This is a genomic window from Pseudomonas sp. NPDC087804 (genome assembly GCF_044742965.1).
Classification (GTDB): Bacteria; Pseudomonadota; Gammaproteobacteria; order Pseudomonadales; family Pseudomonadaceae; genus Aquipseudomonas; species Aquipseudomonas rustica.
On sequence record NZ_JBIUVN010000001.1, the window covers coordinates 465,294 to 488,179 of the forward strand.

Here is a 22,886-nt window from a genome sequence, read left to right on the forward strand (position 1 = left end):
TCGACGGTGGGTTCTAGAGGCTGTCCGGATCACCAAAGAACATCTGAATCCGCGACCGCAACCACCGCTCACCCGGATCATTATCCTGCGACCCACGCCAAGCCATGTGCAGCTCAAACGTGCGCGTCGGCAACGGCGGATCTTCCGCTCGCACCCCGCCAGCCGCCGTCAGCGCTTCCGCCGTGTAATCCGGCACGGTCGCGACGATGTCAGTGCCCGCGAGCAACGTGCTGAGCCCGTTGAACTGCGGCACGGCCAGCACCACATGCCGTTTGCGGCCAAGCTTTTCCAGTTCTTCATCAATAAAGCCACTGAGGTCGCCGGCAAACGACACCAGCGCATGCGGCCGCGCACAGTAATCATCCAGACTCAACGGCCCCGGCACGGTATCGGCGCGCAGCAATTTAGGCGCGCTGCGACGCAAAACCTTGCGTTTGGCGTTGGCCGGCAGGTCGGTGGTGTAGCTGACGCCAATGGAGATTTCGCCGGAAGCCAACAGGCCCGGCATCAATATGTAGTTGACGCGACGGATCACCAAGACGATGCCGGGCGCTTCAGCGCGAAGGCGTTTAAGCAGCATCGGCAGCAGGGCGAACTCGACGTCATCGGATAAACCAATGCGGAACACCGAGGTGCTGGTCGCCGGGTCGAATTCTGCCGCGCGGCTGACGGCCGTGGAAATCGAGTCGAGGGCCGGCGAGAGCAGGGCGAAGATTTCCACCGCGCGGGCAGACGGCTCCATGCTGCGCCCGGTGCGTACAAATAACGGGTCATCGAACAGGCTACGCAGGCGCGAGAGCGCCGCACTGATCGCCGGTTGACCGAGAAACAGCTTTTCCGCCGCCCGGGTCACGCTGCGTTCGTGCATCAATGTTTCGAATACGATCAACAGGTTCAGGTCGACACGACGCAGGTCATTACGATTCATCTGGAGTCCTGGCAGAGTCATCAAGCTTGACGAGAGCGGCCATATGAGAACAATGGCCGGCATGAATCTTACGGGGAAAGGCTGGTACTCTGCACCGGAAAATTCAGCTTTACCGAGCCGGTGGCAGTGATTTTTTGCTGGATTGTGCCAATGCCGCCCATACTGCGGAATCAATGACAGGCATGTCGACTATTAATAGCCACTGATAGTCTTGGGTTAAAAGCCCAGATAGAGTTCATGGCATTAGAGGTTACTTTGACGAGGTTTGCGATGTCCCGCACGATCCGTTTTCACAAGTTTGGTCCCGCCGAGGTGCTCAAATGCGAAGAGCATGCGGCCGCTCAGCCAGGTCCTGGCGAAGTGCAGGTACGTGTCGAAGCGATCGGCATCAGCTGGTATGACACGCTCTGGCGTCAGAACCTGGCCTCGTCTCAGGCACGTTTGCCTGCAGGCCTCGGTCACGAGATGGCCGGTGTGGTCACCGCCGTCGGTGACGGTGTCGATGATCTGTCGGTAGGCGACAAGGTGGCCAGTTTTCCGGCCGAGAGCGCCAACGATTATCCGGTTTACGGCGAGCAGATCTTGCTGCCGCGTACCGCGCTGACCCGTTATCCAGACGTCCTCAGCCCGATAGAAGCCAGCGTGCATTACACGCCGCTGCTGATTGCCTATTTTGCCTACGCCGATCTGGCGCGGGTCAAACCGGGGCAATTCGCCTTGGTCACTGACGCCAGCCACTGTGCCGGGCCGTCTTTTGTACAACTGGGCAAAGCCTTGGGTGTACGCGTGATTGCCGCGACCAAAACCGCGGAAGAACGTGAATATCTGCTGTCGCTGGGTGCCGAGAAAGTCATCGTCACCGAGGAAGAAGATCTGCTGATGCGGATCAACAAGATCACCGACAACCGTGGCGTTGACGTAGTGTTCGATGGCCTGGGTGGCCCGCAGATGTCGTTGCTCGGTGGACGTTCTCGCCCCGCGTGGCAGCCTGGTGTTGTACGGTCTGCAAGGTGGCAACCAGACGCCATTCCCGGCGTGTGCAGCGTTCCAGAAGAACATTCAATTCTTTGTGCACTGCATCGGCAACTTCACTGGCAAACCGGAGCTGGGCATCACGCAGGATTCCGTGGCGCTGCAACGTGCCTTGCGTGACATCAACCAGCTGACCGCTGATCGTGTGCTGCTACCGCTCAAGACTCGGGTGTTCCCGTTCGATGAGTTTGTCGAAGCACACCGCTACATGGATGAATGCCCATGTCGCGAACGGGTCGCCCTGCAGGTCGAACCGGCCTGACACTGCTGAACAGAGTCCGTGGCCCCACGGACTCTTTGCGTTTATCCCCCAAAAAGAGACTGCCTGCGCGTGATGCGTGTAGGGCCATTCAGCAACTGAACTGGTTTTTGCTCTCGATCTGTATCTTCTAATCGCTATATAAGCCCTGATAATTGAATGATTACTTTCATCTCAAGGAATGAGCCATGGCTGTGCATTCTATTTGCCCTGTGCAATATCAAACGGCTACTTCTGCTGGTCGTGTCAATTTCTGTTTAATTGTTGTAGGGCTATTCCGAAGTTGCGTCCTTTTTTCTTGTACTCAATTGTCGTGGGCTGTTGTGGGAAGTTTCCTAGGAATATTTTCCACAAAAAAATACCGTTATTTAACAATCGGTTGAAGCCCGTGGTGTGGGCGTTGGTGGGGTCTTAACTGTTCAAGTGTTTCAAATAACTACGATTGCGTAAGTGTTAGCATTTGAGCGTCTATTACTTATTGATGAATTGTTGTGCGACCGAGCATTCAGTCTGCGCAGCATGAAACTATTGATACCGGGTAAATACCGATGAGCACGATCCATGATCAGGCAATGAATTATGTCTACCAGCAAGTCCTGCAGCGTTTGCTGAGCTTCTTCTCACGCGCAGAACGTACGGCGTTGCAGCTATTGATGCAGCGACTGCTGGTGGCCGCTGGCGGCATGGAAAACATCGGTCATTTCAAGGTGCTGGTCGTCCAGTCGGGCTCCCGGGACAGCTGTTACACGCTGGCCCTGCTGCGGGCCGCGCAGTTGAGCCTGGCCAGTCGTTCACCGGCGACATTCCAGTTGCGCGTGGCCAACCTGCGCTGGAACGGCACAAGTCCTTTCGCCTTGCAGAACATGCACCGAAGCTACAGCGCACTGTTTCTGTATGACGATCCTCGGGTTGAACTGTTGATGGTGGATCATCGCGAGGTGCTGCCGTTCGATTATCAGACGCCCGCCAGCGAGGACAGTCGTGAAGCCAATCGCGTCAATCTGTTGATGGTCGGCCATCGCCGCACATGGGATGAGCCCCTTGAACTGTGGGACGACGCCTACCTGGCTACGGCGGAGTTCTACAGCCAGATCGCCCGCTGGAACAATGGCGTCGATGCGATGATTGGTGCTGAAACACCGCGCCGACAACAGCAGTTTCTCGAAGGGTTGAATCGCGCTGCGCTGAAGGCCGAAATCGGTGGTTTGCCTGCTGAGCACGGTGGTTTTGATGCTTTATTCCCGTTGCTCGACGGTCTTGGCCCAGATTTCTACCGCCATTTTCATGCGGACGGTGAGCACCTGCCATGGCGCCCGGAGGGCAAGTTTGAGGCCTGTCGCCGCACCAGTTTTATCGCTATCAACGACATGATTGTCGGAAAACTTGAAGAGCGCTGGCCTTTGCTCAGTGATTTTCTCGGGTTCCAGGCCGACGATCTGGCGCTGTATCACAGCGACAACGACTACGTTGAGCCGCTGCTTGCCGCGCATCTTCAAGGTTTGCAGGCGTGCGTGATCGAGGGGCGGACGTACGAGGCCGGCATCAGCGAATATTTGCAGGAAAGCCTGTTGACGATGCGCCTCAAACAGGTGCCCGAACCGGTGTGTGAGCAGTTGCTGGCCAATTTCGGCAACTTGCTCGACCTCGAGCAGCGGCGCATTCAAGCGGCCAATCACCTGCAAGCGACGTTCGCAATCAGTGAAACCCAACTCACGTGCCTGTTGTTTGCGCCGTTCATCGATCACGGCGCCGGGCTCGAGCGGTTTCTGCGCAAGTGCCACCCCGGCATGCTGGTGGCATTGCCTGACCTGCACCGCGCCATGCAGGGCTCGAGTGCGCCGGAACAGGTCATGAAGTGGATGACCGACGTCAGCGGATTGCCGGTCAAACTGATCAGCCGTTTGTACGCTATGGGGCCGATTCACATGCCGCAATCGACTGAAGCATCAGGCTCTCGCGCCGATGCCAGCGAGGCGGATGTCGTTGCGGGTGACCGGTCGGCGGAAGGTTGAACTTGAGCCTTTTGGCACATATTGCGCCAATGCCTATGGATGAGGGCTCATGAAGGTCTTGCGTGAAAACGATTTTGCTTACCAAGCGGTTTACCGCTACCTGACGTCGGTGATTAACGAGTCCGACGCCGCTGGCGCCATGCGATTGCCGTCGTTGCGCCAATTGGCGGATCGCTTGAAGGTGTCGATCTCGACCATTCAATACGCGTATTCGCTGTTGGAGAAGGAAGGGCGGGTTTACTCGATAGCCAAGTCCGGTTATTACGCAAAAGCCCGCTCGCTCCTGGTGCCGCCGGCCAATGGCAGCGATCTGCTAGAGGCTGTCTATGTCAACGCCCGGCGCCCGGGCATGTGCGTGTTGAGCACCGACGATCCGGCGTCACTGCAACCGCTGGACAGTCCTTTGCTGATGCTGGAAAGAGAGTTGCTGCGGCAATACCCGCGCCAGCCACAATTGCTGCTGCAACCCTGTGGTGAACTGGAATTGCGCACGGTTCTGGCGGCGCGCTACACCACTTCATCGACCCATTGCTGGCATGCCGATGACGTCTACATCGGCGCTGATCTACGCGCCGTGCTGGAAATACTCATCGCCGTGCTGGAATTGCGCCAGGCCACGGTTCTGGTCGAGTCACCCTGTGATTGGGTGATACTGCGTCTGTTCGAGGCGGCCGAGGTACGCGTCATCGAGTTGCCGTTGCAGATCGATGGCGCACTGGATCCTCAATGGCTGGCGTCGTTGCTCAAGACTGAACCTGTGCGACTGATTTTATTGTCTTCGGCATTGAATCTGCCGCATGGCAGCGCCGCGCCGACGGCCAATCGGCAATTGATTGCAAAATTACTCGCGGAGCAGGGCACCTGGGTATTGGAAAATGACTGTTGCAGTGAGCTGGCAGACGAGCACGATGGCCAGCGGTTACGCGACTGGCTGGATCCCGAGCGTTTGCTGGTGTTTTCCGCTTTCGACAAGATCATCGGCGCCGAAGCCCCGTACGGTTTCGTCCTGTCACGTCAGTGGCGAAGCGAATTGCAGCGGCATTTTCTGCTGCGCTCGTTCCGCTTGTCGGTCACTCGGCAAAAAGCCATCGCGCGTTTATATGCGAGTGGGCGCATCGATCAGCATTTGCTGGTGTTGCGGCGGTTACTCAAGGAACGCCGAACCCACCTGATTCAGCTGTTGCGCGAGCGTTTGGGCGATGCCTTGCAGATAGTCGAGCCACAGGGCGGGGCGACGGTGTGGGTTCGGTCGCTGCGGACGGTGAACATGAGCGAGGTGTTTCATGACTTGCTCAGGCAACAGGTTGTGATTGCCCCCGGCGAGTTGTTCAGCCTGCATCGACAGCACGCGCAGCACCTGCGCTTAAGCGCGATCAGTCACAGCGATCATGATCTGGCCAGCGTGGTCGGGCTTGTCGGTGACGCCTTGCGCCTTGCGCCCGCCGAGTGACGTTAGAAAACTTCTGCGATGTGCCGGATAGATCCCATCGCGCTGTGGTCATACTGCCAGTAAACTGCGCTGTATTTCCTGAACCACTCGATCTCAGAGGTTTTGCATGACACTCAGTCCTTTTGCGGGCAAACCGGCACCGGCAGAATTGTTGGTCGATATCCCGCGACTGGTAACGGCCTATTACACCGGCCAGCCTGATGCATCGATTTCGACCCAGCGCGTGGCGTTCGGCACGTCCGGACACCGGGGCAGTTCCTTTGATTTGAGTTTCAATGAATGGCACGTTCTGGCCATCAGCCAGGCAATCTGCCTGTACCGCGAAGCCCAGGGCATCACCGGCCCGCTGTTTGTCGGCATCGACACTCACGCATTGTCGACCCCGGCCGGGGCGAGCGCGCTGGAAGTACTGGCCGCCAACGGCGTGACCGTCATGATCGCCGAAGGTGATGAATACACACCAACGCCGGCGATCTCCCACGCGATTCTTTGCTACAACCGTGGCCGTACTACTGGCCTGGCGGACGGCGTGGTTATTACGCCGTCGCACAACCCGCCACAAAGCGGCGGCTACAAATACAACCCAACCAACGGCGGCCCGGCCGATACCCACATCACCAAGTGGATCGAAGCCAAGGCCAACGAGTTGCTGGCGAACAAACTGGCGGGCGTAAAGCGCATCAGCTACGAGCAAGCGCTCAAGGCCAGCACCACGCACCGCCATGATTACCTCAACACCTACGTCGCCGACCTGATCAACGTGATCGACTTCGACGCCATTCGTGACGCCAAACTGCGTCTGGGCGTGGATCCGTTGGGCGGAGCAGGGGTGCGCTACTGGTCGGCGATTGCCGAGCACTATCGTCTGGATCTGGAAGTGGTAAACAAAGAAGTTGATGCGACCTTCCGTTTCATGACCGTCGACTGGGATGGTCAGATTCGCATGGACCCATCGTCCAGCCATGCGATGCAAGGTCTGATCGGTCTGAAAGAGCGTTTCGACGTGGCTTTCGCTTGCGATCCGGATCACGACCGCCACGGCATCGTCACGCCGTCCGGTGGTTTGCTGGCGCCGAACAATTACCTCGCCGTGTCCATCGATTACCTGTTCCAGAACCGTCCGCAATGGCGCGCCGATGCTGGCGTGGGTAAAACCGTGGTCAGCAGTGGCTTGATCGATCGCGTGGCCAAGCGTCTGGGTCGTCGTCTGTACGAAGTGCCAGTCGGCTTCAAATGGTTCGCCGACGGTCTGTTCGACGGCTCGCTGGGTTTTGGCGGTGAGGAGAGCGCCGGTGCATCGTTCCTGCGTAAGGATGGCGGCGTTTGGAGCACTGACAAGGACGGTCTGATTCCGGCCCTGTTGGCAGCGGAAATGACTGCCCGTACCGGTCGCGACCCGAGTCAGGCTTACCGTGCATTGACCGATGAACTGGGCGAACCGTTCTCGGTGCGCGTAGACGCCAAGGCAAATCCGGAACAAAAGGCTTTGCTGAGCAAGTTGTCGCCGACGCAAGTGACCTCGACTGAACTGGCGGGCGAGAAGATTCAGAGCATTCTGAGTCATGCGCCGGGCAATGATCAGGCGATCGGTGGTTTGAAAGTGATGACCGAGAACGGCTGGTTCGCGGCGCGTCCGTCGGGCACTGAGGACATCTACAAGATCTACGCTGAAAGCTTTATTGGCGACGACCACCTCAAGCAACTGGTGGCAGAGGCGCAGACGTTGGTGGATGGGGCGATTTCCACTAAGTAACCTGGGCCTGCACACTTTGTAGGTAATGCATCTGTGGTGAGGGGATAAATCCCCTCACCACAAAGACACTCAGCCACAGGGCCGTATGTCAGATGCAAAAAAGGGGTGACCAAAATGGTCACCCCTTTTTCATGCCTGCCACTTAAGCCAGATCAACCAGCACAATCTCGCTGTCTTCAATCGCCGTGACCGTCAACACTCGCTCTTGCGCAACCGCCACACCGTCCCGCGCTTCTGCCCGCAAACCATTGACCTCAATCACGCCAGTCGCGGGTACCAGATACGCCCGGCGCCCTTCATCCAGACGATACTCCGCCGTTTCCCCAGCCTTGATATTCGCTGCTACCAAACGCGCATCGGCGCGAATCCGCAGGCTCTGATCATCGCCGTCCTTACCGCTCGCCAGCGTCACAAAACCTTCGCGCTGACCTTTCGGGAACGGCTTGGCACCCCACGACGGCGGTGCGCCAGTCTCGGTCGGCAAAATCCAGATCTGAAAGATCTTGGTGTCACGCGCCTCCAGGTTGTACTCGCTGTGCGCAATACCGGTGCCAGCGCTCATGACCTGCACGTCGCCAGCCTCGGTGCGGCCCTTGTTGCCCAGATTGTCCTGGTGGGTAATTGCACCTTCACGCACATAGGTGATGATTTCCATGTCGCGATGCGGGTGCTGCGGGAAGCCTGTGCCAGCGGCGATCACGTCGTCGTTCCACACCCGCAGGTTGCCCCAGTTCATGCGTTGCGGATCGTAGTATTCGGCAAACGAAAAATGGTGATGGGCATCCAACCAGCCGTGATGGGCGCCGCCCAGCGAGCTGAAGGGTCTGAGTTCGAGCATGATCGTCTCCTGAAAACGTGGTTTATGACGGCCATCATCCATCAGCCAAACATCGATAAAAAGCGTAAAAACTGCGGCATTACCATCGAATCAATCGATAGAAAACTGCGTAAAAATGATTAAGCACAACCTTCAATTCATCGCCTAAACCAATGACCTGCAAGCATTTCGCTAGAACTCGACGGCAAATGCAGACACCATAGAGCCAACAGCCTCACACCCTGGAGTCGTCAGCGTGGCGCAACAAACCCCCGATCTACCTCCCGAACTTCGTCCTCTGGCCGAGATGCCTTGGTTCAAGCGTTTAGCCGCGCGTTTCTTCGGCCACGGCCTGACCCGTTTACGCGCTCAACACCGCGCGTCGTGGCTGCATGGCCAGGCCGACGGCTTTCGCAGCGGGCACACCGCTGGCGTCGAATACGGTTTTAACGAAGGCAAGCTTGAAGGGTTGGAGGAAGGCCGTCAGGTTCTGCTGATTCGCGACAGCCGCAACACCGAGCATCGACCGCCGAGCATCGACAACCACTTGTTCGATGATTGGCGTTTGCCACTGACCGCCGAGCTGAAGAAACGCATCAAAGCCGATGTCGCTCGGTTGCTTCCCGAAAAGGCGCAACCGAGTGCCGCGCAATGGAAGATGATCTTCAGCGAAACGCCGTCCACTTCAGTGGTTGCCGGCGCCGGGGCAGGCAAGTCGACCACGCTGGTGCTGCGCATTCTGCTGCTCACGCACTATCTGGGTTTTGAGCTGGATTCGATGACCGTGGTGACCTTCACCCGAGAGTCGCGCAAAGACTTCATCAATAAGCTGATGGAAATGTTCGCGCTCTGGGGGAAGGCATTGAGCCCGAAACAGGCGCGCGAACTGGTGCGCACCTTTCACTCGCGCATTTTGCCGATGGTGCGCAGCCTGCCGGGGTTCGAACGCCTGCAAGCCTTCGAAAACCTCAGCACTCGCCCGCAGGGCAGCGATGAAGAGGTCGACAGCAACCCTTTCGACCTGCGCATCAACGACGCCCAGCGTCAGCAGCTCAATGCCTGTTATCACCGCCTGTTTACTCGCGATGAACGTTTCCGCGAATTGATACAGCCGCTGTCTCGCGCGGCGTTGCAGCTTAAAGAGCTGGAACGCGATCACCCAGATGTGCAGAAGCGCGCGGCGGTAACCGAGCTGGCGGCCAAGCGCGACGAAGAACTCTGCGACGCCATTGAGGATCTATGGTTTCGCGCGGGCGCCTGGCCGATCAAAGGCATCGAACCGAACCGCCAGACCTTCGACATCAATGGCGCTAAATTCCATGCCCATGGCTATATTCCAAGCATCGACGCGTGGGTGGTACTGGGCTTTGATCCGCGCGAAAACGCCCAGATCTGTCGGCCAAACGCCAAACTCTCTATCCGCGCAGAATGGGCGGTTAAGCGAACCCTGTTTCAAGCTTTCTGTCGTAAACCATTGATATGGATAGATTCCTACGAATCATCGAAGCGCGTATTGGCCACGTTGGCCGGTGATGCCAGCGCGGGTCCGGGCTTTGATTACAAGGTCAAAGGCGAACTCGCTTCCGCGCCGCTACTCGATTGTTTCGTCGCCGCCGCCGGCTTTATCGAGAACCTGGGACTGGACGTGCCGGACGCCGTAGGCCGCATGAGTTTCGCCAAGGAAGACCCGGATCGGTTCTTTTTCGAGGCCTTGAGCCTGTTCTGGCGTGCGCTGGAAGATCATCTGCTGGATCAGAAGCCGCCGGTGATGACCTACAACCGTATGTTTGCGCTGTTCAGCGAACACTCGCCGGAGAACCTCAAGTTGCTCAGCGATGAGCTGCTGCGACCGATGTCGCACCTGATGATCGACGAGTTTCAGGACGTATCGCCGCAGATCGTCTCGTGGATTCGCGCGAGCCTCACGGAGATTCGCAGCCGAGGCCCGGCCATGCACGTCGGGCGGGGTGCGCAACGCTCGTCGTTGCTGTGTGTGGGTGATGACTGGCAGTCGATCTATGGCTGGCGGGGCAGTTCGCCGAGTTATTTCATGGAGTTCAACAAGGAATTCCCGTCGCCGAGCACCACGCGGGTCATGCTCAGCGACAACTATCGCAGCCACCAGCACATCATCGACGCCGCCGAGCACATCGTTCGCGCAGCGCCGGCGATCCCCGGCAAGAAAGCCAAGTCCAGCGGCGAGCCCAAACCACTACAACCGGTTAATGTGCTGGAGCGAGATGACCAAGGTCTTGGTCAGCGCCTCGCCGAACACTACCGTCAGGGCGATTCGATCTTGATGCTCTATCGAAAAAGCAGCGATAAGTTATTGATAGAGCAGCACATTCAGTCTGTAGTTAATGTGGATTCGAGCTTGCCATACGAAGCTCGGCGCCTGAAACAACTGACCTATCACAGCGCCAAAGGCTTGCAGGCCGATGCGGTGTTTTTGCTCGGCGATTGTCAGCACTTGACCAGTTCGCCGTACAAAAATCAGGTTTACCGCATGGCCGGTCTAGGCAAAAGCGGCGACAGCGAGCCTTACGACAGCGCGCAAAAAGATGAAATCCTGCGCCTGGCTTACGTCGGCATCACCCGCGCCGTCAGCCATTGCTATTGGTACGTCGAACCACAGGAAAGCCAAGCGGTGAATATGCCGCGAGCGTCCGAGCGGGTGGCCAAAGGCAAGGCGTTCTTTGTCGATCACCGCGCAGAAAGCCGAACCGCCTGAAACCTTCGCCCACAAAAAAGCCCGCTTAACGGCGGGCTTTTCTTTGTCAATCAAAAGCTTATGCATAACTCCTGAGAGATTCAGGTGGTATGAAAGCTTCAAGCTCATCCTCCACCGCTTCAATCATCCGCTCGACATCCGCCGCATTCATCACCGTTGCACACGGGATGCCGGCGATGGCGATCAGGGTTTCGCCGCTGGCGCGATCAAACAGACGCGCGACCATGCTGCCCGGCGCGTCCATCGTGGCCTCGAAACCCATGGGATGAAAATGCCAGCGCATCAGCTGGCAAGCGTTGGGGAACGTGACTTTGCTTGACCCTTTATTCATGTTGTTGCCCGCCTTCATCATCGAGCGTTTCCTTTTGCTCATGGTAGGTGGGAAGAGCCTTCATTGGCTCAACCAGTGTCAGGACTTAAAAGTAGCATCCGGATGTGAATTTTCTGTGAGATTTTTCAGTTCATTTGGCGATTGCGACCGGTTTTTTGATGTGCGTCACGCCAAATGCACTTATCGCCAAATGGCCACTATCGATTGGCCATTGCTGCCCGAGGCGAAGTTGGGCAAGCTCGGTTTCTTTTCGCCGAGCCTTTTATGCACGCCGACGACGACGGCCCACAACGGACCGAGGCCACGGCCACCACGGTCATGCGCTATCACCTGAGCTGGAAACACCGCGATCTGGACGCCGTCATGGCGCTGTATCACCCGGACATCGAATACAACGACTTCTTTCAGAATCGCGTGCTCGGCCTCGACGACCTGCGCGAGTACGTGCGTGTCAGCATGCCGCGAGAATCCGACGAAGCGCTCGAGCATTGCGACCGCATTCGCGTCGACGGCAACACCGCGTTCATTCAATACGAAGTGACATTGCGCGGCGGCGATGGTTTGGTGTCGTTCCGCTCCAGTGAAGCGATCACGGTCAAGGACGGACTGATCTGGCGCGTCAACGAATACGCCTCACTGGTGCGTGCGCAGGCAGGCGGGATTTCAGCGTCGAATCAGCGCCCGGCGGTCAGTCGTCTGGGCTTGTCGCCACGGCAACTGAGCTTCATGGCCGAAGATCTGCAGCAATACTTCGAAAAGCAGCAACCGTATCTCGATCCCGCACTCGACCTGCAGCGAGTGGCGAAGGAGTGCGGGTACAGCCGCAATCAGATTTCTTACCTGCTCAATCAGGTGTTGGGGCAAAGCTTCTATCGCTACGTAAACCAGGCGCGGTTGCAGCATTTGTTGCGCTCGCTGGATGGCGCCACGCCCCCCGTGCGCATTGATGAATTAGCATTTGCTGCCGGATTCAACTCGGTGTCGGCGTTTTACAGCTGTTTCCGTCAGCACACCGGCCAGTCACCGAAGGCCTACGTTAAACAAATTTCTTTGCGGACACGCGCGCAAGACAACGCTTAAGCCCACGCACTAGGATCGACGCCATCGAAGGTTTTCAGTGGCGGAGTCTTGCATGCCGGCGTGGCGCACTATCAGTTTGTGGATGGATCAACTCGACGAGCCGCTGACCGCGCGGCCCGAGCTGACGCAGGATCTCGACGTCGACGTGGCGATTATCGGCGCGGGGTACACCGGGCTGTGGACGGCGTACTACCTGAAGAAACTCGCCCCCGGCCTGGACATTGCCATCATCGAGGCGCAAACCGCCGGGTTTGGCGCGTCGGGTCGCAACGGCGGTTGGCTGATGGGCAATCTGCTCGGTGAAGATCGCTTGCTCGCCGGACTGTCACCGGAACAGCGCCGCGCCTCGTTTGATCTGCTGCACAGCATTCCCGATGAAGTTGAAGTCGTCCTCGAACGTGAAGGCATCGACTGCGATTATCGCAAGGGCGGCGTGTTGTATTGCGCTGCACGTTACCCTGAGCAGGAAACCACGCTGCGTGAATACCTGGCGAAACTGCACGCCCAAGGCTTGAACGACAACGACTACCGCTGGCTCAGCCCCGAGCAATTGGCGCAGCAGATTCGCGTGGCCAAGCCTTACGGCGGCATTTACGCGCCGCACGTGGCGACCATTCACCCGGCGAAACTGGTGCGTGGTCTCGCGCGTACCGTGCAAAACATGGGCGTGAAGATCTACGAAAACAGTCCGGTCACGCATTGGCAGTCAGGCAGCTTGCGCACCGCCAAGGCCAGCGTGCGCAGTCGCTGGATCGTCCCGGCCGTTGAAGGTTATTCGGTGACCTTGCCGCCGCTCGGCCGTTATCAACTGCCGGTGCAAAGCCTGATTGTCGCCACCGAACCGTTGTCCGCCGCCACTTGGGATGAGATTGGCCTCAATCGCGGCCAGGCCTTCAGCGAATTCAGCCGTCAGGTCACTTACGGCCAGCGCAGTGCCGACAACCGCCTGATCTTCGGTGCCCGTGGCGGTTATCAGTTCGCCGGCAAGCTGCGCCACAACTTCGATCTGACCCGCGATGAGGTCGAACTGCGCCGTTATCTGTTCGGCGAACTGTTCCCACAACTGAAAAACGTGCAGATCACTCACGCCTGGGGCGGCAACCTCGGCATGTCGCGGCACTTCAAGCCGCACATGCTCTGCGATCGCGCCAATGGCATCGCGCTGTCCGGCGGTTATGGCGGGGAGGGCGTCGGTGCGAGCAACCTCGGCGGCCGCACCCTGGCGGATCTGATTCTTGAACGCGACAGCGAACTGGTGCATCAGCCGTGGGTACTGCCGGACGGCGGCATTCATGCGCTGCGTGCCTGGGAACCCGAGCCGTGCCGCTGGCTCGGTTACAACGCGATCATCAAAAGCTTCGTCCATGAAGACCAGACCCTGGCCAATCCTGCGACCGCGCCATGGCGGCGCAAACTCGCCAGCCAAGTGGCCGGTTTCATGGAAGGTTTCATGCACTAAACGTCGATTGATTTTAAGAACGCCCAAAAGACAGGTCAGACCATGAGCATTACCCAGTTCAAAAACACCGCGACATTGCAGCTCGACGAATCCAACCCGGTGGCCGTTCCTCTCGGCGAACCGATCGCCATCGCCTCAACCACCAGCGTCGAGCGCGACGACGGCGTCGAAACCGGCGTCTGGGAATGCACCCCGGGCCGCTGGCGCCGGCAGATCACCGCGCAGGAGTTCTGCCATTTCATCTCCGGGCGTTGCACGTTCACCCCGGACGGTGGCGGCGAAACCCTGCACATACAAGGTGGCGACGCACTGATGTTGCCGGCCAACACGCTCGGTATCTGGGACATCGAAGAGACCGTGCGCAAGACCTATGTACTGATTTTCTGATCGTTTGATCCCTTTGATTGCCTGCCAACAAAAAAACCTACACAGGAATCGACCCATGATCCGCAAGACCCTCGCTCTGGCACCGCTGATGCTGGCCGTTTCCCTCGCTCAGGCGGCGGACACGGTCAAGGTGTACAACTGGTCCGACTACATCGCGCCAGACACCACCAAGAATTTCCAAAAAGAAACCGGCGTTGGCGTCACCTATGACGTCTACGACAGCAATGAAACCCTCGACGGCAAGTTGATGACCGGCAAATCCGGCTACGACGTGGTGTTTCCGTCCAACCACTTCATGGCGCGGCAGATTCAGGGCGGGGCGCTGAAGAAACTCGACAAGAGCCAGTTGCCAAACTGGAAAAACCTCAACCCGGTGCTGCTCAAGGCGTTGCAGGTCAACGACCCGAACAACGAACACGGCTTCCCGTATTTGTGGGGCAGCACCGGCATCGGCTACAACATCGCCAAGGTCAAAGCCGTGCTGGGCGACGATGCACCGGTGGATTCCTGGGATCTGATCTTCAAACCCGAGAACATGGAAAAACTGCAGAAGTGCGGCGTGGCCATCCTCGACAACGGCCCGGAATTGCTCCCGGCAGCGCTCAATTATTTGGGCTTGCCGCACCACAGCAAAAATCCCGAAGACTACAAAAAGGCTGAAGCACTGCTGATGAAAGTGCGGCCGTACGTCAGCTACTTCCATTCCTCGAAATACACCAGCGACCTGGCCAACGGCGATATCTGCGTGGCAGTCGGATTCTCCGGCGACATCCTGCAAGCGGAAAACCGCGCCAAGGAAGCCAAGAACGGTGTCGACATCGGTTACAACATTCCCAAGGAAGGCGCGGCGATCTGGTTCGACATGGTCGCCATGCCGGTCGATGCACCGGACGAGAAGGCCGGGTATGCATTCATGAACTACCTGCTGCGCCCGGACGTCATGGCCGGCATCAGTAATTACGTGCACTACGCCAACGGCAACGAACAGGCCGACAGCCTGATCGACCCGGCGATCAAAAACGACACCAAGGTGTATCCGAGCCCGGAGATGATGGGCAAGTTGTTTGCGCTGGAGGCGATGCCGCTGAATATCGACCGGATTCGGACGCGGGTCTGGAACAAGATTCGCACGGGTAGCTGATTCCAGACGTGCACAACCGCCTGTAGGAGCTATCGAGTGAAACGAGGCTGCGATCTTTTGATTTTGTTGTTAAAGACAAGATCAACAGATCGCAGCCTCGTTTCACTCGTCAGCTCCTACAGTTAAATCGTCGACAGTTTCGTTGATATCAATACACTGGCACTGCACTGTTAAAGTGCGGGAAAGTGAGACGCACCTAACAAAATACAACTTACCGATATTTAATAATTAAATATAAAATCGTCAGACAATTAGGCGAAAGCCCGCAACTTTAAACATTCTTTAGACCTCGCGCGCTTTGTTTACGGCAGTTTTCAGAAACACTCAGATTTCATTCCAAAAAAATCCTTTACGGCAGATTTCAAATTGTGTCAGTTTTCTTTCGCCCTCAATGGGGCGAGTGATAGGACGATCTCGCCAGGGATCGCCGCTATCGGACAAAAACTGTTCCATTGCTAAACAAGGAAGTGTGTTTATGTCGAAAGTTAAAACCAATGCTATTGATGCTGCCGAACAGGCTTTCCAGCCGGTTGGTGCCGTTCAGCCACTGGCAGCTGCCAGTTCGGCCTGGAATCAGATCAATAGTTTCAGCCATCAATACGATCGTGGCGGCAACCTCACGGTCAATGGCAAACCCTCCTTCTCCGTCGACCAGGCCGCCACCCAGTTGCTGCGCGACGGTGCTGCCTACCAGGACAAGGACGGCAGCGGCAAGATCGAACTCACCTACACGTTCCTGACTTCTGCATCGTCGAGCACGATGAACAAGCACGGGATCAGCGGGTTCAGCCAGTTCAGCACCCAACAAAAAGCCCAGGCAGCGCTCGCCATGCAATCCTGGGCTGACGTGGCCAACGTGACCTTCACCGAGAAAGCCTCGGGCGGTGACGGCCACATGACCTTCGGTAACTACAGCGGTGGCCAGGACGGCGCGGCAGCGTTTGCCTATCTGCCAGGCACCGGTGCCGGTTACGACGGTACATCGTGGTACCTGATCAACAGTGGCTACACGCAAAACAAGAACCCGGATCTGAACAACTACGGCCGTCAGACCCTGACCCACGAGATCGGCCACAGCCTCGGCCTGGCTCACCCGGGCGACTACAACGCCGGCAATGGCAACCCGACTTACAACGACGCTTCCTACGGCCAAGACACTCGCGGCTACAGCCTCATGAGTTACTGGAGCGAGAGCAACACCAGCCAGAACTTCAGCAAGGGCGGCGTCGAAGCCTATGCGTCTGGCCCGCTGATGGACGATATCGCGGCCATCCAGAAACTCTACGGTGCCAACACCAACATCCGTACCGGTGACACCACCTACGGCTTCAACTCCAACGCCGGTCGCGATTTCCTCAGCGCCTCGTCGTCGAGTGACAAGCTGGTGTTCTCGGTGTGGGATGCGGGCGGCAAGGACACCCTGGACTTCTCTGGTTTTACCCAGAACCAGAAGATCAACCTCAATGATGCCTCGTTCTCTGACGTTGGCGGCATGGTCGGTAACGTGTCCATTGCCAAAGGCGCGATCATCGAGAACGCCATTGGCGGTTCGGGCAACGATCTGCTGATCGGCAACAGCGTGGCCAACGAGTTGAAGGGCGGTGCCGGCAACGACATCATCTGGGGCGCCGGAGGTGCCGACAAGCTGTGGGGCGGCGCCGGTTCAGACACCTTTGTGTTCGCTGCCAGCTCGGATTCCAAACCGGGTGCGGTGGATCAGATCCTCGATTTTGTCAGCGGTCTCGACAAAATCGACCTGACCGGTATCACCAACGGAGCAGGCCTGCACTTCGTCAGCAGCTTCACCGGTGCGGTGGGCGACGCAGTGCTGACCTCGTCGGGCGGCAACAGCTTGCTGTCGGTGGATTTCTCCGGGCATGGCGTGGCTGACTTCATCGTCAGCACGGTTGGCCAGGCAGCGACCAGCGACATCGTGGCGTGATGTAGCCGGGGAAAGCGGCGTGCGAGCGTCGCTTTCTTTACTTGCATCGAATGATTCAGTGGGCAAGGCTACGTGCCGGAGCGAATATTCCCATGGTCAGTAAGGCTTTTACCTACAAGGCAGTGTCGTGGTTTACGGCAGCGCTCCTTATGATTTCTGGAGAAACAAGCATGGCAAGCAGCCTCAGACTCGAAGAACCCTCGGCATTTGCCGGCCATTGGCAGGCAACATTATCGGCTCGCGAAGATGCAGAGGATGCGCAAAAGCTCCAGGACAAACCGTCAAACACGTGTGGTGTTGAACTGGCGGCGAACAAAACCCTGAGTTCCACGTGTCTGGGCGCATGGCTGGAAGAAACTCCGGTGGGCTGGTTTCCCGATCCCGATGGCTTGTCGATCACCGGCAAAGAAGGTTCAAGGATTCAGTTTTTCAGTCGACAACGTAATGGGCTATATCAGACGACTTTAAAGTCGGGCCTGATCATTACGCTCGAACGTGCGGCGCAACAGCCGTAACTATCAAATTTACGATAGCGTTTTTATATAAAGCGCCACGGGCGGGCTATCAGCAACGCCTCGATGAACAACTGCGCCGTAATATTCGCCGGTAGTTGTTATAAAAGTGTAAGCGGTCACTTAAACAGCACACCTCGATGAAGTGCCGATAATTAATAAAAGTCTCGCCAACGAGTGGCGGGAATATTTTCCAGGAAGAATCAATGAAGATGGCGAAGGCCCCAGCCACCGCTCCCTTATTCAAGGCATTGGCTGACTATAAAAGCATTCTGATCAGCGTTGGCTGCTTTACTGCGCTGATTAACGTACTGATGCTGGTGCCCTCCATCTACATGCTCCAGGTCTATGACCGGGTGCTGTCGTCGCAGAACGAAACCACACTCGCGATGTTGTCGCTGATGGTCGTCGGCTTCTTTGCCTTTATCGGTCTGCTAGAGGTGGTGCGCAGTTTTATCGTGATCCGCATCGGCAGCCAGTTGGAGCGCCGTTTCAACCTGCGTGTCTATCAAGCCGCGTTCGAGCGCAACCTGTTCAAGGGCGAGGGCAACGCCGGGCAGTCGCTGGGCGACTTGACGCACATCCGCCAATTCGTGACCGGGCCTGCGCTGTTCGCGTTTTTCGATGCGCCGTGGTTCCCGGTCTATCTGTTGGTGATTTATCTGTTCAACGTCTGGCTCGGCGTACTCGCCACCGCCGGCGCGCTGCTGTTGATCGCATTGGCCTGCCTCAACGAATACATGACCAAAACGCCGTTGGGCGAAGCGGCCGGTTTCTCGCAGAAATCCAGCCAACTGGCGACCAGCCATCTGCACAACGCTGAAACCATTCAAGCCATGGGCATGCTCGGGGCGTTGCGCAAGCGCTGGTTTGGCGTGCACTCGCGGTTCCTCGGTTTGCAGAATCAGGCCAGCGATATCGGTGCGGTGATCAGTTCGCTGAGCAAAACCCTGCGCCTGTGCCTGCAATCGCTGGTGCTTGGCCTCGGTGCATTGCTGGTGATCAAGGGCGACATGACCGCCGGGATGATGATCGCCGGATCGATCCTGATGGGCCGCGTGCTGAGCCCGATCGACCAGTTGATCGCCGTGTGGAAGCAGTGGAGCGGGGCGAAGCTGGCTTACCGTCGTCTCGATGCCTTGTTGCAAGCCTTCCCGCCGAGTGACGACGCGATGGCGTTGCCGGCACCGAAAGGTCAGATCACTTTCGAACAAGTCAGCGCCGGCCCGCCGGGTCAACGCGCGGCGACGCTGCACATGGCTAATTTCAATCTGGCGGCCGGTGAAGTGTTGGGCGTGCTCGGTGCTTCCGGCTCGGGCAAGTCGACATTGGCCCGCGTATTGGTTGGCGTGTGGCCGACCCTTGGCGGCACCGTGCGCCTGGACGGCGCGGATATTCATCGCTGGAACCGCGACCAGCTCGGCCCTTACATCGGTTACCTGCCGCAGGACATCGAGCTGTTCAGCGGCAGCATCGCCGAAAACATTGCACGTTTCAGCGAGGCCGATCCGCAGAAAGTGGTGGCCGCCGCGCAACAGGCCGGCGTGCACGAAATGATTCTGCGTCTGCCACAAGGCTACGACACGCAGTTGGGCGAGGACGGCAGCGGTCTGTCTGGCGGGCAGAAACAGCGTGTGGCACTGGCGCGCGCGATGTATGGCAACCCGAGCCTGGTGGTGCTGGATGAACCCAATTCCAACCTCGACACCGTCGGCGAAGCCGCGTTGGCCAGCGCCATCGCGCAACTCAAATCCCAAGGCACCACCGTGGTGTTGGTGACGCATCGTTCTTCGGTGCTGGCTCAGGCCGACAAATTATTGGTGCTCAATGACGGTCGTTTACAGGCCTTCGGCCCAAGTCAGGACGTGCTCAAGGCACTGTCCGGCCAGCAAGAACAGCAACGGGAAAAAGCTGCACAGGCACCGGGCGGGCTCAGCATGAGCCGGCAGTATCAGCCCACGACAAGGAATTCGGGTGTATGAGCAGCGCCAGCATGAACACTGAAAACGAAGCGAACATGGAACACGCCTACCTCAACGAGCGTCCGGAACGCGATGCGAAGTTCTTCGCGCGCATGGGCTGGATTCTGGCGATTGTCGGCGCAGGCAGCTTCTTTACCTGGGCGGCGTTGGCGCCGCTGGATCAAGGCATTCCGGTGCAGGGCACGGTGGTCGTCTCGGGCAAACGCAAAGCCGTGCAATCGATGAGCAGCGGCGTGGTCAGCCGGATTCTGGTGCGCGAAGGCGAGATCGTGAAGCAGGGGCAGCCGCTGTTTCGTCTCGATCAGACGCAGGTGGCGGCTGACGTGCAATCGCTGCAAGCGCAGTACCGCATGGCGTGGGCGAGCCTGGCGCGCTGGCAGGCCGAGCGCGACAACCTCAAGCAAGTGACCTTTCCGGCTGAACTGAGCAACGATCCGGATCCGCGTCTGGCGCTGGTGCTTGAGGGCCAACGTCAACTGTTCAGCAGCCGCCGCGAAGCGTTCTATCGCGAGCAGGCCGGACTGCGCGCCAGCATCGAAGGCGCCACCGCGCAACTGGCCGGCATGCGCCGCGCACGCACCGACCTCAATGCGCAAGCCGCATCGCTGCAACAGCAATTGAGCAACCTGCAGCCACTGGCCGACAACGGCTACATTCCGCGCAACCGCTTGATGGAATATCAGCGCCAGCTCTCGCAAGTGCAGCAGCAACTGGCCGAGAACACCGGCGAAAGCGGCCGCGTCGAGCAGGGCATCCTCGAATCGCGCCTGAAGCTGCAACAGCACGGCGAGGAATATCAGAAAGAAGTCCGCACGCAACTGGCTGACGCGCAGCTGAAAAGCGTCACTCTTTCCGAGCAACTGACCTCCGCCGGTTTCGACCTGCAGCACAGCGAAATTCTCGCCACCGCCGATGGTGTGGCGGTCAATCTCGGCGTGCACACCGAAGGCGCCGTTGTACGCCAAGGCGAAACCTTGCTGGAAATCGTCCCCCAAGGCACCACGCTGGAAGTGGAAGGGCACTTGCCGATCAACCTGATCGACAAGGTCGGCACACACTTGCCGGTGGACATCTTGTTTACCGCGTTCAACCAGAGCAAAACCCCGCGTGTACCGGGCGAAGTCAGCCTGATTTCAGCGGATCAGATGGTCGATGAGAAAACCGGCGCACCGTATTACGTGCTGCGCACCCGTGTCAGCGATCAGGCCATGGAGAAACTCAACGGTCTGGTGATCAAGCCCGGCATGCCCGCAGAAATGTTCGTGCGCACCGGCGAACGTTCGCTGCTCAACTACCTGTTCAAACCGTTGCTCGACCGGGCCAACTCCGCGTTGACCGAAGAATAAGGATGTTCGGCTGTATGAATAAGCTTTCGATGCTGGCGGCAGCGTTCGCGCTGTTGGCCGGCAACAGTGCAGTGGCGGCGATGGGGCCGTTCGAGATCTACGAACAGGCGTTGCGCAATGATCCGGTGTTCCTCGGCGCGATCAAGGAGCGCGACGCCGGCCTGGAAAACCGTGCGATTGGCCGCGCTGGCCTGTTGCCCCGCGTCGGTTACAACTACAACAAGGGCCGCAACTCGTCGAAAGCCACTTCGCTCGATGAACGCGCGCGCAACCGCACCGATGACCGCAATTACAGCAGTTACGGCTCGACCCTGACCGTGCAACAACCGTTACTCGATTACGAGGCCTACGCCGCGTATCGCAAGGGCGTCGCGCAATCGTTGTTTGCCGATGAAAACTTCCGCGGCAAGAGTCAGGAACTGTTGGTGCGGGTGCTGGATAACTACACCAAAGCCTTGTTCGCTCAGGATCAGATCGACATCGCCCAGGCGAAGAAAAAGGCCTACGAACAGCAGTTCCAGCAGAACGAACACATGTTCCGCCAAGGCGAAGGCACGCGCACCGACATTCTTGAAGCCGAGTCGCGCTATGAGCTGGCGACCGCCGAAGAGATCGAAGCGCGTAACGAACAGGATGCTGCACTGCGTGAACTCGGTGCGTTGGTGGGCGTTGCGGCGGTGAACATCGATGAGCTGGCGCCGCTGGATCAGAACTTCCAGACCTTCGCGCTGATGCCTGCCAACTACGACACCTGGCACGAAATGGCGATCAGCAATAACCCGAATCTGGCGTCGCAGCGTCAGGCCGTGGAAGTCGCGCGTTATGAAGTGGAACGTAACCGCGCCGGGCATCTACCGAAGGTCAACGCGTACGCCTCGATGCGCCAGAACGAATCGGAAAGCGGCAACACCTACAACCAGCGCTACGAGACCAACACCATTGGTTTCGAAGTCAGCGTGCCGTTGTATGCCGGTGGCGGCGTGTCGGCCTCGACGCGGCAGGCCAGCCGCAGCATGGAACAGGCCGAGTATGAGCTGGATGGCAAGACCCGCGAGACGTTGATCGAGCTGCGCCGACAGTTCAGTGCGTGCTTGTCGGGGGTGAGCAAATTGCGTGCGTATTCGAAGGCATTGTCCTCGGCGGAAGCGCTGGTGGTGTCGACCAAGCAGAGCATTCTCGGCGGTGAACGCACCAACCTCGACGCGCTGAATGCCGAGCAACAACTGTTCACCACCCGCCGCGACCTGGCGCAGGCGCGCTACGACTATCTGATGGCGTGGACGAAATTGCATTACTACGCGGGGACGCTGAACGAACAGGATCTGGCGCGGGTGGATGAGGCTTTTGTGGTCGCGCAACAGCCCTCACCCTAACCCTCTCCCAGAGGGAGAGGGGACTGACCGGGTTGTTTGCGGGAGATGCATCGACCTGAATGTTCGAGTCGAACTCGAGATTTGAAAGCACCACAAATCAGCTCCCTCTCCCTCGGGAGAGGGCTGGGGTGAGGGGACTGACCGGGTTGTTTGCGGGCGATGCATCGACCTGAATGTTCGAGCCGAACTCGAGATTTGAAAGCAACACAAATCGGCTCCCTCTCCCTCGGGAGAGGGCTGGGGTGAGGGGCAGCAACACCGCAATTCTCTGTAGGAGCTGCCGAAGGCTGCGATCTTTTAAGCCACAAGATCAAAAGATCGCAGCCTGCGGCAGCTCCTACATAACAACAA

General features: G+C 58.2%; 16 protein-coding genes and 1 pseudogene. 14 read left to right on the forward strand and 3 right to left on the reverse strand.

The window, feature by feature from the left end:
* Nucleotides 1–13 precede the first annotated feature (13 nt).
* On the reverse strand, nt 14–928 hold the full coding sequence (locus tag ACIOMO_RS02165) for a LysR family transcriptional regulator (RefSeq protein ID WP_053119932.1): 915 nt from the start codon (nt 926–928) through the stop codon (nt 14–16).
* A gap of 270 nt (nt 929–1,198) precedes the next feature.
* Here ACIOMO_RS02165 and ACIOMO_RS02170 point away from each other — a divergent pair.
* From ACIOMO_RS02170 to pgm, 4 genes and pseudogenes are all read left to right on the forward strand, one after another.
* Nucleotides 1,199–2,222 (forward strand): annotated as a pseudogene (locus ACIOMO_RS02170) (zinc-dependent alcohol dehydrogenase family protein).
* 545 nt (nt 2,223–2,767) lie between these two features.
* Nucleotides 2,768–4,231: a hypothetical protein gene (locus ACIOMO_RS02175; protein WP_212549455.1), complete on the forward strand. Its 1,464-nt coding sequence runs from the start codon at nt 2,768–2,770 to the stop codon at nt 4,229–4,231.
* 49 nt (nt 4,232–4,280) lie between these two features.
* Entirely contained in the window at nt 4,281–5,681 is a 1,401-nt protein-coding gene (locus tag ACIOMO_RS02180; protein WP_401237777.1) for a PLP-dependent aminotransferase family protein, read from the forward strand.
* Nucleotides 5,682–5,787: 106 nt separating this feature from the next.
* The gene (pgm, locus tag ACIOMO_RS02185; protein ID WP_053119941.1) at nt 5,788–7,434 is read left to right on the forward strand and encodes a phosphoglucomutase (alpha-D-glucose-1,6-bisphosphate-dependent); all 1,647 of its coding nucleotides are present in this window, start codon (nt 5,788–5,790) and stop codon (nt 7,432–7,434) included.
* Nucleotides 7,435–7,576: 142 nt separating this feature from the next.
* On the opposite strand, the gene ACIOMO_RS02190 is transcribed toward pgm, so the two are convergent.
* Complete coding sequence (locus ACIOMO_RS02190) at nt 7,577–8,272, reverse strand: pirin family protein (protein ID WP_400748500.1); 696 nt, start codon at nt 8,270–8,272, stop codon at nt 7,577–7,579.
* Nucleotides 8,273–8,507: 235 nt separating this feature from the next.
* Here ACIOMO_RS02190 and ACIOMO_RS02195 point away from each other — a divergent pair, with 235 nt between their 5' ends.
* A complete protein-coding gene (locus ACIOMO_RS02195; protein ID WP_401237778.1) occupies nt 8,508–10,982 on the forward strand; it encodes a UvrD-helicase domain-containing protein in 2,475 nt (824 codons plus the stop codon).
* A gap of 58 nt (nt 10,983–11,040) precedes the next feature.
* Here ACIOMO_RS02195 and ACIOMO_RS02200 read toward each other — a convergent pair whose 3' ends face one another.
* A complete protein-coding gene (locus tag ACIOMO_RS02200; RefSeq protein WP_053120469.1) occupies nt 11,041–11,313 on the reverse strand; it encodes a DUF1652 domain-containing protein in 273 nt (90 codons plus the stop codon).
* Between the two features lie 264 nt (nt 11,314–11,577).
* Here ACIOMO_RS02200 and ACIOMO_RS02205 point away from each other — a divergent pair, with 264 nt between their 5' ends.
* The 9 genes from ACIOMO_RS02205 (at nt 11,578) to ACIOMO_RS02245 (ending at nt 22,535) form a co-directional block, all read left to right on the forward strand.
* Entirely contained in the window at nt 11,578–12,393 is an 816-nt protein-coding gene (locus ACIOMO_RS02205) for a helix-turn-helix domain-containing protein (RefSeq protein ID WP_401237780.1), read from the forward strand.
* 52 nt (nt 12,394–12,445) lie between these two features.
* Entirely contained in the window at nt 12,446–13,852 is a 1,407-nt protein-coding gene (locus ACIOMO_RS02210) for an NAD(P)/FAD-dependent oxidoreductase (RefSeq protein WP_401237781.1), read from the forward strand.
* 42 nt (nt 13,853–13,894) lie between these two features.
* Complete coding sequence (locus ACIOMO_RS02215) at nt 13,895–14,239, forward strand: cupin domain-containing protein (RefSeq protein WP_053119950.1); 345 nt, start codon at nt 13,895–13,897, stop codon at nt 14,237–14,239.
* Between the two features lie 55 nt (nt 14,240–14,294).
* Nucleotides 14,295–15,380 carry a polyamine ABC transporter substrate-binding protein gene (locus tag ACIOMO_RS02220; RefSeq protein ID WP_053119952.1) on the forward strand — a complete coding sequence of 362 codons (1,086 nt, stop codon included), beginning with the start codon at nt 14,295–14,297 and terminating at the stop codon, nt 15,378–15,380.
* Nucleotides 15,381–15,855: 475 nt separating this feature from the next.
* Nucleotides 15,856–17,322, forward strand: coding sequence for a serralysin family metalloprotease (locus ACIOMO_RS02225; RefSeq protein ID WP_053119957.1), 1,467 nt, complete (start codon nt 15,856–15,858; stop codon nt 17,320–17,322).
* Nucleotides 17,323–17,414: 92 nt separating this feature from the next.
* Complete coding sequence (locus ACIOMO_RS02230) at nt 17,415–17,837, forward strand: AprI/Inh family metalloprotease inhibitor (protein ID WP_401237783.1); 423 nt, start codon at nt 17,415–17,417, stop codon at nt 17,835–17,837.
* Nucleotides 17,838–18,040: 203 nt separating this feature from the next.
* Entirely contained in the window at nt 18,041–19,816 is a 1,776-nt protein-coding gene (locus tag ACIOMO_RS02235) for a type I secretion system permease/ATPase (protein ID WP_401237784.1), read from the forward strand.
* Nucleotides 19,813–21,162 carry an HlyD family type I secretion periplasmic adaptor subunit gene (locus ACIOMO_RS02240; protein ID WP_401237785.1) on the forward strand — a complete coding sequence of 450 codons (1,350 nt, stop codon included), beginning with the start codon at nt 19,813–19,815 and terminating at the stop codon, nt 21,160–21,162. Before ACIOMO_RS02235 ends, ACIOMO_RS02240 begins: the two co-directional genes overlap by 4 nt.
* Before the next feature lie 2 nt (nt 21,163–21,164).
* On the forward strand, nt 21,165–22,535 hold the full coding sequence (locus ACIOMO_RS02245) for a TolC family outer membrane protein (protein WP_401237786.1): 1,371 nt from the start codon (nt 21,165–21,167) through the stop codon (nt 22,533–22,535).
* Nucleotides 22,536–22,886 lie beyond the last annotated feature (351 nt).

What these genes read in the sequence shown, in the direction of transcription:
- ACIOMO_RS02165 (WP_053119932.1), bottom strand. Translation starts at nt 928, where the DNA reads ATGAATCGTAATGACCTGCGTCGTGTCGACCTGAACCTGTTGATCGTA.
- ACIOMO_RS02175 (WP_212549455.1), top strand. Translation starts at nt 2,768, where the DNA reads ATGAGCACGATCCATGATCAGGCAATGAATTATGTCTACCAGCAAGTC.
- ACIOMO_RS02180 (WP_401237777.1), top strand. Translation starts at nt 4,281, where the DNA reads ATGAAGGTCTTGCGTGAAAACGATTTTGCTTACCAAGCGGTTTACCGC.
- pgm (WP_053119941.1), top strand. Translation starts at nt 5,788, where the DNA reads ATGACACTCAGTCCTTTTGCGGGCAAACCGGCACCGGCAGAATTGTTG.
- ACIOMO_RS02190 (WP_400748500.1), bottom strand. Translation starts at nt 8,272, where the DNA reads ATGCTCGAACTCAGACCCTTCAGCTCGCTGGGCGGCGCCCATCACGGC.
- ACIOMO_RS02200 (WP_053120469.1), bottom strand. Translation starts at nt 11,313, where the DNA reads ATGAATAAAGGGTCAAGCAAAGTCACGTTCCCCAACGCTTGCCAGCTG.
- ACIOMO_RS02205 (WP_401237780.1), top strand. Translation starts at nt 11,578, where the DNA reads ATGCACGCCGACGACGACGGCCCACAACGGACCGAGGCCACGGCCACC.
- ACIOMO_RS02210 (WP_401237781.1), top strand. Translation starts at nt 12,446, where the DNA reads ATGCCGGCGTGGCGCACTATCAGTTTGTGGATGGATCAACTCGACGAG.
- ACIOMO_RS02215 (WP_053119950.1), top strand. Translation starts at nt 13,895, where the DNA reads ATGAGCATTACCCAGTTCAAAAACACCGCGACATTGCAGCTCGACGAA.
- ACIOMO_RS02220 (WP_053119952.1), top strand. Translation starts at nt 14,295, where the DNA reads ATGATCCGCAAGACCCTCGCTCTGGCACCGCTGATGCTGGCCGTTTCC.
- ACIOMO_RS02225 (WP_053119957.1), top strand. Translation starts at nt 15,856, where the DNA reads ATGTCGAAAGTTAAAACCAATGCTATTGATGCTGCCGAACAGGCTTTC.
- ACIOMO_RS02230 (WP_401237783.1), top strand. Translation starts at nt 17,415, where the DNA reads ATGGTCAGTAAGGCTTTTACCTACAAGGCAGTGTCGTGGTTTACGGCA.
- ACIOMO_RS02235 (WP_401237784.1), top strand. Translation starts at nt 18,041, where the DNA reads ATGAAGATGGCGAAGGCCCCAGCCACCGCTCCCTTATTCAAGGCATTG.
- ACIOMO_RS02240 (WP_401237785.1), top strand. Translation starts at nt 19,813, where the DNA reads ATGAGCAGCGCCAGCATGAACACTGAAAACGAAGCGAACATGGAACAC.
- ACIOMO_RS02245 (WP_401237786.1), top strand. Translation starts at nt 21,165, where the DNA reads ATGTTCGGCTGTATGAATAAGCTTTCGATGCTGGCGGCAGCGTTCGCG.